This window comes from Streptomyces sp. TP-A0356 (assembly GCF_001417775.1).
Taxonomy (GTDB): domain Bacteria; phylum Actinomycetota; class Actinomycetes; order Streptomycetales; family Streptomycetaceae; genus Streptomyces.
Genome location: NZ_BBZJ01000019.1, coordinates 87,430 through 98,535 on the forward strand (window position 1 = coordinate 87,430; position 11,106 = coordinate 98,535).

8 protein-coding genes are annotated in these 11,106 nt (G+C 69.3%); 4 read left to right on the forward strand and 4 right to left on the reverse strand.

What is annotated here, in order from left to right; all coding sequences use genetic code 11:
• Positions 1-25 precede the first annotated feature (25 nt).
• Positions 26-673, reverse strand: a complete 648-nt coding sequence (locus ASC56_RS38120) for a DUF6542 domain-containing protein (RefSeq protein WP_079102569.1) — start codon at positions 671-673, stop codon at positions 26-28.
• A 199-nt stretch (positions 674-872) separates the two neighbouring features.
• On the opposite strand from ASC56_RS38120, the gene ychF reads away from it, so the two are divergent.
• The 4 genes from ychF (at position 873) to ASC56_RS17345 (ending at position 4,495) form a co-directional block, all read left to right on the forward strand.
• On the forward strand, positions 873-1,961 hold the full coding sequence (gene ychF, locus ASC56_RS17330) for a redox-regulated ATPase YchF (protein ID WP_055492337.1): 1,089 nt from the start codon (positions 873-875) through the stop codon (positions 1,959-1,961).
• 95 nt (positions 1,962-2,056) lie between these two features.
• Complete coding sequence (locus ASC56_RS17335) at positions 2,057-2,335, forward strand: hypothetical protein (RefSeq protein WP_055492338.1); 279 nt, start codon at positions 2,057-2,059, stop codon at positions 2,333-2,335.
• The gene (locus ASC56_RS17340) at positions 2,332-2,730 is read left to right on the forward strand and encodes a PIN domain-containing protein (protein ID WP_055492339.1); all 399 of its coding nucleotides are present in this window, start codon (positions 2,332-2,334) and stop codon (positions 2,728-2,730) included. Before ASC56_RS17335 ends, ASC56_RS17340 begins: the two co-directional genes overlap by 4 nt.
• Before the next feature lie 223 nt (positions 2,731-2,953).
• Positions 2,954-4,495, forward strand: a complete 1,542-nt coding sequence (locus ASC56_RS17345) for an amino acid permease (protein WP_055492340.1) — start codon at positions 2,954-2,956, stop codon at positions 4,493-4,495.
• A 21-nt stretch (positions 4,496-4,516) separates the two neighbouring features.
• Here the strand turns inward: ASC56_RS17345 and betA are convergent, their stop codons facing one another.
• From betA to ASC56_RS17360, 3 genes are all read right to left on the reverse strand, one after another.
• On the reverse strand, positions 4,517-6,169 hold the full coding sequence (gene betA / locus ASC56_RS17350) for a choline dehydrogenase (RefSeq protein WP_055492341.1): 1,653 nt from the start codon (positions 6,167-6,169) through the stop codon (positions 4,517-4,519).
• Between the two features lie 97 nt (positions 6,170-6,266).
• Positions 6,267-9,020, reverse strand: coding sequence for a SpoIIE family protein phosphatase (locus ASC56_RS17355; protein WP_234376982.1), 2,754 nt, complete (start codon positions 9,018-9,020; stop codon positions 6,267-6,269).
• Positions 9,021-9,209: 189 nt separating this feature from the next.
• Positions 9,210-10,847 carry a choice-of-anchor P family protein gene (locus ASC56_RS17360; RefSeq protein WP_055492343.1) on the reverse strand — a complete coding sequence of 546 codons (1,638 nt, stop codon included), beginning with the start codon at positions 10,845-10,847 and terminating at the stop codon, positions 9,210-9,212.
• Between the last annotated feature and the right edge of the window lie 259 nt (positions 10,848-11,106).

Consider the following 11,106-nt stretch of genomic DNA (forward strand, 5'->3'; position numbering starts at 1 on the left):
GGCCGGCGTCCGTCGGCCGGGCCGGTCAGGCCGTCCGTCGGCGTTCCGCCGCCCGTCGGCGCATCATCCGCACTCTGCGGACGGTCGCGATGACACCCGCGACGAGTGTGCCGCCGTACAGCCAGCCCGCCTGAGTGGCCAGCGCGGTGGCCAGCCCCACCAACCGCCCGCCGAGCCCGCCGTCGCCCTCGGTCACGGTCAGCAGCCCGACGGCGAAGGCGATCGGTACCACCACGGGCGCGGCCACCAGGTCCCCGCGCCGCACCCACAGTGCGGTCAGCGCGCACACGGGCAGGAACAGCACGCCGTACACCGTCAGGGACGCCCCGAACAGCAGCTGGTCCAGACAGCCGAGCGCGAGCATCACGGCCGCGCAGAACAGTCCGCCGCCGAGGCCGGTGAGCCTGGGGTCGGGCAGCCGCCGTACCGCCTGGACGAGGGGCGCGGCACCGTTCCGCGCGGGCGCCGGGCGCCGGGCGCCGGCTGCCCGGCTCGCCGGGCGTGCCCCGGCGGCACCTCCCCGGGGCTCGGGCCGGCCGGGCGCGCCGGACGGGGAGGGCCGGGCCGCCGTACCGGACCGCACCGGCACGGGTGCGGTCCGCCGGCCCTGCGGGGGAAGGGGCGCACCTCGTCGCGGTGCGTGGTGCGGGGGTCGCGTCCTGTGTTGCTCCACTGGACCAACTTAGGTCCGTTTATGTGCGGAATGATGTCTGGGACACGCCGATGGCGAGACCTTGGCCAAGCGTTCGATACGTCGCCGGGGCGGGCGCGGTACGCCGTAGACTGGTGGATCGGCCCGCACACACTCCTGACGGACCCGGGCCCACACCGCCCAGTCCAGTCCTCCAACCTCATGTACGGGAAGTCGCAACGTGTCGCTCACGATCGGAATCGTCGGTCTGCCCAACGTCGGCAAGTCGACCCTGTTCAACGCCCTGACCAAGAACGACGTACTCGCGGCCAACTACCCGTTCGCCACGATCGAGCCGAACGTCGGCGTCGTGGGCGTGCCCGACGCGCGTCTCACCGAGCTGGCCGGGATCTTCAAGTCGGAGCGGACCCTTCCGGCGACCGTGGACTTCGTCGACATCGCGGGCATCGTGCGCGGCGCGAGCGAGGGCGAGGGCCTGGGCAACAAGTTCCTGGCGAACATCCGCGAGTCTGACGCGATCTGCCAGGTCATCCGCGCCTTCAAGGACGAGAACGTCGTACACGTGGACGGCAAGGTCTCGCCCAAGGGCGACATCGAGACGATCAACACCGAGTTGATCCTCGCGGACCTCCAGACGATCGAGAAGGTTCTGCCGAGGCTGCAGAAGGAATCCCGGATCAAGAAGGACGTCGCCTCCAAGGTGAAGGCCGTCGAGGAGGCGAAGGAGATCCTGGAGAACGGCGACACGCTCTTCTCGCACGGCATCGTCCAGGGCAGCGAGCGTGCGGCGCTGCTGCACGATCTGCACCTGCTGACCACGAAGCCCTTCCTGTACGTCTTCAACGTCGACGAGGACGAGCTGATGGACGACGGCTTCAAGGAGGAGCAGCGCGCGCTGGTCGCCCCCGCCGAGGCGATCTTCCTCGACGCCAAGCTCGAGGCCGACCTCGCCGAGCTGGACGAGGACGAGGCCCTCGAACTCCTCCAGTCGGTCGGCCAGGACGAGCCGGGCCTCGCGACCCTGGCCCGGGTCGGCTTCGACACCCTGGGCCTGCAGACCTACCTCACGGCGGGCCCCAAGGAGTCCCGCGCCTGGACGATCAAGAAGGGCGCCACCGCCCCCGAGGCGGCCGGTGTCATCCACACCGACTTCCAGAAGGGCTTCATCAAGGCGGAGGTCATCTCCTTCGAGGACCTGGTCGAGGCGGGCTCGATCACGGAGGCCCGCGCGAAGGGCAAGGCCCGCATGGAGGGCAAGGACTATGTGATGCGGGACGGGGACGTGGTGGAGTTCCGCTTCAACGTCTAGTCGCAATTCCGCCACGTTGCTCTTGTCGAATCACGCATGCGATCAGGTTCGGCAAGCGGGTCGGATTGTGGCATTCCGAATGCCAAACTGGGGGCATGGCTGATGGTGGTGAGCTTCTTCCAGGCGATGGTCCCAGCAGTGGCATCTCGGTCTCTCTGTCCGCAGGCACCTTGCAGGCCATCCGGAAGCGTGTGGGCAAGCGAGGCGTCTCGGCGTACCTGGAGCGGGCTGCGCAGCGTCAGATCGAGCGTGACAATCTCGACGACCTGATCGCGGACTTCGACAAGATCCACGGCCCGGCGGATCCGGATGGGGTTGCGGCGAAGCGGGCCAAGCTGACGGGCCCTGAGACCGGGGCCGAGGCGGCTGCGTGAGCGGCGCCCTGATCCTCGACAGCGAGGGACTGGCCAAGGCTGTGGGCAGGGACCGGGAAGTCCACGAGTGGCTGACCGCAGCCCGCGACGCGGACTACCCGGTGATCACTTCGGCGGCTGTCCTGGTCGAGGTGATCCACCCGAGGATCGACGACGCTGCCCTGAAGTGGACCTTGTCCCGCATTCGCGTGGAGCCGGTGAGCCAGGCGATCGCTCAATTCGCAGCCGCACTCCTGCGCGCCGGCGGGCTCCACGGTCACAAGTACGCCATCGACGCCATGCTGTGCGCCACGGCCCTCACCCAGCCGGGGCGGGTGACGATCCTGACCTCCGGCGTGGAGGACATCCGGATGCTCACCGAGGCGCATCCCCGAGTGGTGGCCGAGAAGGTCTGACGGTGCAGGCCACGGAGGCGCAGTGCGGTCCTGTCCCCACGACGCTGATCTGGCAAACGCGCAGTTCGGTGGGCGGATCCGGAGGTCGTCGTCTGCCTCGGGAACGGGGCGGCACGTTGCTCGGCCGGATCCGTGGAGCCTTCGCACCACGAGGCCGAGACGGTAATCTGGCCTGCGGGAATACCCCGGCCTGCAGTGTTCCGCTGGGAACCATGGAGCGGCCATGCGCACCAGAAGGGGTCTTGGGCTCCATCTTCCCGAGCCGCCCGGCGACGACGGCGTGGATCTGAAGCGGTTCGGCTACCGACAGGAGTTGGCGCGCTGCCTCGGACCGGCGTCCAGTTTTGCCGCCGGCTTCAGCTTCATCTCGGTCATGACCGGCGTGTTCCAGCTCTTCGGCTTCGGCTTCGCCTCCGGTGGGCCTGCCTCGATCTGGACGTGGCCGCTGGTGTTCCTGGGGCAACTCGCCGTAGCCCTGTGTTTCGCCGAGATGGCCGGGCAGTTCCCGCTGGCGGGTTCGGTGTATCAGTGGTCCAAGCACATCGCCCGGCCCGCCGTCTCGTGGCTGTCGGGTTGGATCATGGCCATCGGCGCGGTGGCGACGGCGGCTGCGGTGGCCGTCGCCTACCAGGTCATCCTGCCGCAGATCACATCGGCCTTTCAGATCATCGGCGGCCCCGCGGACGCGGGTACGACCTCGACCCCCAATGGCGCCGGGAACGCGATCGTGCTCGCGCTCGGACTGGTCGTCCTCACCACGCTCGTCAACATCGCCGGAGTACGGCTGACGGCGAAGATGAACAACGTGGGCGTGGCCGCCGAGATGATCGGCGTGACCCTTCTCATCGTCATGCTGGCCGTGCACATCAAGCGGGGACCACAGGTTGTCCTGGAGACGGGGGGCACGGGTGCCGGCCACTCCTCGGGCTATCTCGGCGCCTTCCTGCTCGCCTCCCTCATGAGCGCCTACGTCCTCTACGGCTTCGACACCGCCGGATCGCTCGCGGAGGAGACGATGGGGCCGAGACGTCACGCGCCCCGTGCCATCCTGCGGGCCCTCACGGCCGCGTTCCTCGTCGGCGGGCTGCTGATGCTCGTCGCCCTGATGGCGGTCCGCGACATCACCGCGCGGCAACTGGGCACCCTCGGCATGCCCTACCTGGTCAAGTCGACGCTCGGCACCGGGATCGGCGACGCGTTCCTGGTGTGCGCGGCGATCGCCGTCACCGCCTGCTGCCTCGCCGTGCAGACCGCCGCCATCCGCCTGCTGTTCTCCATGGCCCGCGACGGCCGGCTGCCCTTCGGCAAGGCCCTGGCCCGGGTCTCCCCTCGTTCCAGGACCCCGGTCGTACCGGCCGTTCTCACCGGCGCACTGACGATCGCGCTCCTGGTGGTCAACATCGGCAACCGGCACGTCTTCTACACCCTGACCTCGGTCGCCGTCATCCTGTTCTACATCCCGTATCTGATGGTCACCGGGCCCATGCTGGTGCGCCGGCTGCGTGGCGACTGGCCGCGGGCGGACCATGGGCCGCACTTCACCATGGGTCGCTGGGGCCTGGCCGTGAACGTCGTCGCAGTGCTGTACGGCGCGGCCATGACCGTCAACCTGGCCTGGCCACGGGCCGCCGTGTACCCCGGTGGGCCCTGGTACTACCGGTGGGGCGCCATCCTCCTCACCGCCGTCGTCACCGCCGTCGGTGGCTTGCTGTACCTCCGCTATCGCCATGTCTGCCACAGCGGTGTGGTCTCGGCACGTTCGTGACCGGCGGCGGCCGGGCCGCCCTCAGCCGGTGCGGCAGTGGTGGTAGAAGTCGGCCGGGTCCGGGGCCAGTGGCGTGTTTCCGAGGATGATGTCGGCAGACTTCTCGGCGAGCATCATCACCGGTGCGTAGATGTTGCCGTTGGTCACGTACGGCATCGCGGAGGCGTCCACGACATGGATTCCCGCCAAGCCGTGCACCTGCATCGTGTCCGGGTCGACCACCGATGACTCGTCGGTGCCCATCTTGCAGGTGCACGCCGGATGGAGTGCGGTCTCGCCGTCGCGGGCGACCCAGTCCAGAATCTGCTCGTCGGTCTCGACCGAGGGCCCCGGGGACAGTTCACCGCTGCTGAACTCCTCGAAGGCGGGCCGGCCGAGAATGCCTCGGGCGATGTGGATCGCCTCGACCCACTCCCTGCGGTCCTGGGCGGTCGACAGGTAGTTGAACCGCAGCGCCGGGTGCGCGCGCGGATCGCGTGTCCTGATCTTGACTGATCCCCGCGCGTCCGAGTACATGGGGCCGACGTGCACCTGGTAGCCGTGTCCGCCCGTCCGGCAGGACCCGTCGTAGCGGATGGCGGCCGGGAGGAAGTGGAGCATCACGTTGGGCCAGGCGACGTCTTCGTTGCTCCGTACGAAGCCACCGGCCTCGAAGTGGTTCGTGGCCCCGGGGCCCTTGCGCAGGAACAGCCACTCGGCCCAGATCAAGGGGCGTCGCCACAGCCTGAGGGCGGGCTGCAGCGACACCGGCTGCCTGCTGCCGTGCTGCACGTAGACCTCCAGGTGGTCCTGGAGGTTCTCGCCCACGCCGGGCAGGTCGTGCACGGGGTCGATGCCCAGTGACCTGAGCTCGTCGGCGTTGCCCACCCCGGAGAGCTGGAGCAGTTGGGGCGTGTTGATCACGCCGCCGCAAAGGATCACCTCGCCGCCGCGGACGCGCCGCACGCCGTGTCCGCGTGTGTACTCCACGCCCACGGCACGATGGCCCTCGAACATGATCCGGGTGACCAGCGTCCGGGTGCGCACCTCCAGATTCGGGCGGCTCATGGCGGGGTGCAGGTAGGCACGGGCCGCGCTGAGCCGGCGCCCGCGGTGCACGTTGCGGTCGAAGGGGGCGAAGCCCTCCTGGCGGTAGCCGTTCAGGTCGTCGGTCAGTGGGTAGCCCGCCTGCTGCACGGCTTCGAAGAAGGCGCTGAACAGCGGATTGGTGGCTGGTCCGCGTTCCAGGACGAGGGGCCCGTGATGGCCGCGGAAGACCTCCTCCGGCTCGCTGAGGCAGTTCTCCATCCGCTTGAAGTACGGCAGGCAGTGCGCGTGGTCCCAGGCCTTCATGCCCGGATCGGCGCTCCAGCGCTCGTAGTCCAGGGGGTTTCCCCGTTGGAAGATCATGCCGTTGATGCTGCTGGAGCCGCCGAGGACTCTGCCTCGCGCGTGCTGGATCCGCCGCCCGTGCATGAACGGTTCCGGCTCGGACTCGTACTTCCAGTCGTAGAACCGGTTCCCGACGGGGAAGGTCAGGGCCGCGGGCATCTGGATCAGGACGTCCCACGGGTAGTCGGGCCGCCCGGCTTCGAGCACCAGGACCCGGTGGGCGGGGTCGGCACTCAACCGCGCCGCGACAGCGCAACCGGCGGAACCTCCGCCGACGATGATGAAGTCGTACTGCTGCCGCACAGCGTGACCTCCCGTCGTCAGCCACCGGCGTCTGCCGGGTCGATGCCTTCCGGCCCCGCTCCACACGTACACCGTCGCGAGGAGTCCGGAACGCCTGTCAGCCACGCGACAGCGGCTGCTCGGCCCAGATGACCTTGCCGTGCGGGGTGTAGCGGGTACCCCAGCGCTGGGCGAGCTGGGCGACGAGGAACAGGCCACGGCCGCCTTCGTCGGTTGCAGCGGCTTGGCGCAGATGTGGCGAGGTGCTGCTGGTGTCGCAGACCTCGCAGATGAGCGTCCGGTCGCGCAGCATCCGCACCTGGAGGGGACCGGTGGCATGGCGGATGGCGTTGGTCAGCAGCTCGCTCAGGATCACTTCGGTCGGGAAGCAGATGTCGTGCAGTTCCCAGAGCGTGAGTCGCTCGGTGACCGCGACCCGCATGTCGGACACGATGGCCGGGTCGGCGGGAAGATCGTCCCAGCAGGCGATGTCGAGGGGATCGAGACCCTTGGGACGTACGACGAGCAGGGTGACGTCGTCCTCGCTCGGCAGGGCGGACGGCAGACCTTCGATGACTGCCTTGCAGGTTTCCTCCGGCGACCGGCCAGGGTGGGCGAGGATGCGGCGCAGGTCCTCCAGCGCGGTCTCGATGGACCGTTCGCGGTCCTCGACGAGCCCATCCGTGAAGAAGACCAGTTGGCCGGCGTCCGGCAGGTCGATCTCGACCGTTTCGAAGGGAAACCCTCCCAGGCCGAGCGGCGGCGCGGCGGGGAGTTCGGGGAAGGTGACCGTCCCGTCGGGGCCGATGAGCGCCGGCGGGAGGTGTCCTGCCCGGGCCATGCTGCACCGGCGGGTGGTCGGGTCGTAGACCGCGTACAGGCACGTGGCTCCGATGAACACATCGGCGTCGCTCTCCTCCCTGGCCATCTGGTCGACCAGGTCGTCGAGGCGGCTGAGGAGCTGGTCGGGAGCGAGCTCGAAGGACGAGAAGTTGTGCACTGCGGTGCGCATGCGCCCCATGGTGGCTGCGGCCTGGACGCCGTGGCCGACCACATCGCCGACGACCAGGGCGACGCGGGCCCCCGACAGGGGTATGACGTCGAACCAGTCACCCCCGACCCCGGCCTGCGACGGCAGGTAACGGTGAGCGACCTCGAGTGCGTTCTGTTCGGGCAGGGCCCGTGGAAGCAGGCTGCGCTGGAGGGTCAGGGCCGCGGTGTGCTCACGGGTGTAACGGCGCGCGTTGTCGATGCAGAGGGAGGCGAAGGCGACCAGCTCCGAGGCGAGGGAGAGGTCGTCGTCTTCGAAGGGGACGGACTTCTTCGAGCGGTAGAAGGTGGCCACCCCCAGGGCCACTCCGCGGGCGCTCAGTGGGACGGCTATGAGGGAGCGGAGCCCCCGGTCGAGGGTTTCCGCGGCCCATACCGGGTCCTGGGCCATCCACATGCCTGACGCCTGCACATCCGGCTCCATCGCCGGCTCCCCACTGGCGAGGCATCTGGCCTGTGGTGTCGTGGCGGCGAAGGCGACCTGCTCGCCCACCCCGCAGAACGGAGTGTCGTCTCCCCCGCCGACTGCGGCACGTTGCATCCGCGCGCTGGCGGCCGAGGGCTCGTCCCCGCGGAGCACCTCGGGGTAGAGGTCGACGGTGACCACATCGGCGAACTCCTGGATCAGCACCTCGGTCAGCTCTTCGGCGGTCCGGGTCACATCCAGGGTGGTGCCGATGCGGCGGCTGGACTCACGCAGGAGCTCCAGGCGGCGTCGCGCCGCGAGGGCGAACCTGCCCACGCCCGGTTCTCCGATCGCCAGGAGCCACCGGGAGCGCTGCCCGTCCTTCTCGGCCGCTGCCGGAGGCGCGGTGTCGGCGGCAGGCCCGGGGCCAGGGGGCGCACCGGTTCGGTGCCTCCCCATGCCCGAGTCCGTCGCAGCCGAACGGGGCACCTCACCCGTGGTGATCAAGGGGGTGTCGGCAGGCAGTACCGCCTCCACCGCGACGCCTTCCAGCCCGTCCGTCACCGGCTGGGCCAGGAGTGTGGCGAACCGGCCGCCATGCAGGGGCACCGTGATGGCAGCCCGGTGGCCCGCGGCGATGAGGTCCGCCGCCTTCTCCTCCAGGATGAGACGGTCGGTGCCCCCCAGCGTCTCCGCGGTCGGGACACCGATGCTGATGTGCCTTCCATCCGGTCCAGGTGTCCGGGCACGGCGTGTGGCCTTGAGGTAGGCGTCCAGCAGGGCACGCTCGCGATCGGTCTTCTGCGCCAGCAGCCTCTGTTCGACCACCGGGGCTGCCTTACGGCCCATGGTCTCCAGCGCCGCCGTGAATTCCGATTGCCGGGATGCGAGGTCCAGGACGCCGACGATCCGTCCGCTCAGCGGGTCGTGCACCGGAACGGCCACGCAGCCTTCGACCACCCATGCGTCGGCGAAGTGCTCATGACCGCGTACGCGACCGATGGACCGCTCCATGAGCGCGAGGCCTATGGAATTGGTGCCGGCGAGTGATTCGTGGAAGCTGAAGCCGGGTGCGCTGCCACCGACCTCCTCGAGATAGCGGGCGACCTGTGGTTGTCCCGCCACGCACCTGAGCACTACACCCTCACTGTCGGTGAGGGTCACGGTCGCCCAGGTACCCGCGATAGCGACTGCCAGGTCATCGAGCACCGGCTGCGCCGCGCGGAAGAGATCCGTATCCAGGTCGGGTTCTCCCTGGTACGTCGATCCGACGCCTCCCGGGTCAAGGCCCAGGGACCGGCAGCGGCTCCACGAGGACAGGATCGCGCTGCGCACCCCGACGCCTGCGGGCTCACCCGACAGGAATCGTTCACGGCTGCGCGCGACCCTCGTGTTGCTGTCGTGATCGTCCGCCACGTGGACCACTTCCCAGCGGCGCAAATTACGGCGAGTCCTATACAAGATACAGCAAAGCCGTAGATACACCCCCCGGACGAAACCGCAGGTGAGCGCTGCGGTATCGCCTCCACGGACGGGGAGACCGCCGCTTCCTGCGAAGCCGCGGTCTCCCGTGGGTCGTTCCTGCCGGATCCTTCCAGGACGGATCTAGTACATGGCTCGGTGGCCCTTGCCCGGCTTCTTCTTGGGGTCCTTGCCGGAGTGCTTGTCGTCCCTGCACCCGTCGCTACGCCTGTCGTCGCCACACGGATCCCGCAAGATCGTCACCCTGTTGCTGGTGACGGTCACCGCGGTGCCGTCGGAGGCCGTGCCGGTGACCCCGACGACGAAGGCGATCCTTCCGGCACTGACGTCCGCACTGGTGGTGGTGTAGATGGCGGTACAGGTCACGGACGCGCCAGGCGCCAGCGTGGTCGTCGGGCAGCTCAGGGCCAGTGAGCCGACGGCCGCCTGGAGGGAGCTGATCGGCAGCCCACCGGTGTTGGTGATCCGGAGGCTGACGTGCAGCTGCTGGCCCGCCCTGCTGAACCGGCGCTCGCTGACGCTCAGACGGGCGCTGAGACCGGCCCGTGCCGTCAGCAGTGTGCTGACCTGGTTGCTGGTCGCGCTCACCGACGCGCCGCCGGGGGTGGTGGCAGTGACCGAGCCCTGGTCGGTGACCGAGCCGGCCTGGACGTCGGCCGCCGTGGTGACGTAGGTGGCCTGGCAGGTGGTGCTCTGGCCCGGCGCGAGCTGGTTGGTGCCGCAGCCGGAGACGTTGACGCCGGGGGTCAGGTCCGTCACGGTGACGTTGTTGATCTGCGCCTGGCCGGTGTTGGTGACGGTGTAGGTGTAGTGCAGCGTCTGACCGGCGCCGTGGAAGTCGGCTTCGGTCGGCTTCTTCGTGATGGTCAGCGCTCTGAGCGGGACGACCAGCTGGGGGCTGGTGGAGGTGACGACCCCGCCGTCCGGAAGAGTGGCCGTCACTGTCGCGGTGTCGACGATGCGCCCCGCGGCGACGTCCGCGGCGGTCGCGGTGTACGTGGCGGTGCACGGCACGGTGGCGCCGGGGACCAGCGGTCCGGCGGGGCAGGTGACCGTCGGCGAGCCGGGACCGTTGTCGGTGACCTGGAGGTTGGTCAGCGGCTCCGTGCCGTTGTTCCGTACGGTGACCGTGTAGTGCAGCGTCTGGCCCAGGACGAATGAGTCTTCCTGGGCCGTCGTCTTGGTGACCGTCGGTGCCGGGGCCGCGCCTCCGCACTGGACATGGCCGACGATGACATCGGCTGAGTTGAACTGCTGCAGCAGCTTCAGATGGACCGCGTTGACGGTGAGGATGCCGTTCGGGTCCGTCGTCTGTTCGTTGAGCGTGACGGTGCCGAGGTTGGGCACGTTCACGACGGTGTTGGGTGCCGCGTTCGCCTGGAGGGCGACAGGTGACTGCGCGGGGACCGTGGCCTGGCCCGAGGAGATCACGCCCGAGCCTGTGGCCCCGTTGGGGGTCGCGTTGCAGGTGGAGCGGACACCGACGAGGCTCATGGCGCCGATCGAGCCGAAGTTGGCGTCGATGGTCTGCACGGTGGCCGAGGCGCTGGACGTCCCCGCTGCGGGGTCGCCGGCGGTGATGGCGGTCAGGGTGGAGCTGGTGAGGAACGGCCCGGCGTTGATGCCCGCCTGGGTCGTCGTACCACCGGGCGGGTAGTCGGAGACCGGTACGGGTCCCACGGCGACGATCGAGCCGATCGCGGCGGAGGAGACGACGTACGCGTGCGCGACCGGCGACGGCAGCGCGGCGTGGGCCGGCATTGCGGAACACAATGTGCCGGGGAGAGCGGTGAGCGCGGTGATCGCCAAACCGCGCCTGAGGCGTGAGCCCATAGAGAGGTTCCTTGTGTTGCGGCGTGGGGGAAGCCTGCCGGGCAGTGCCGGTGGCATATCACGACCTGGCACATGCGGCGCCCGGGAAGCTGACCGCGAGAGCGGCACGCACATCATGGCCTCGAGGACCGATCACCCTTGATCATCTGGTGGACGAGCCGCGGCGCGTCGCCCATGAACCACCCCA

Excerpts from the sequence above, each read along its gene's own strand:
- ASC56_RS17335 (WP_055492338.1), top strand. The coding sequence starts at position 2,057 with ATGGCTGATGGTGGTGAGCTTCTTCCAGGCGATGGTCCCAGCAGTGGC.
- ASC56_RS17345 (WP_055492340.1), top strand. The coding sequence starts at position 2,954 with ATGCGCACCAGAAGGGGTCTTGGGCTCCATCTTCCCGAGCCGCCCGGC.
- ASC56_RS17360 (WP_055492343.1), bottom strand. The coding sequence starts at position 10,847 with ATGCCGGCCCACGCCGCGCTGCCGTCGCCGGTCGCGCACGCGTACGTC.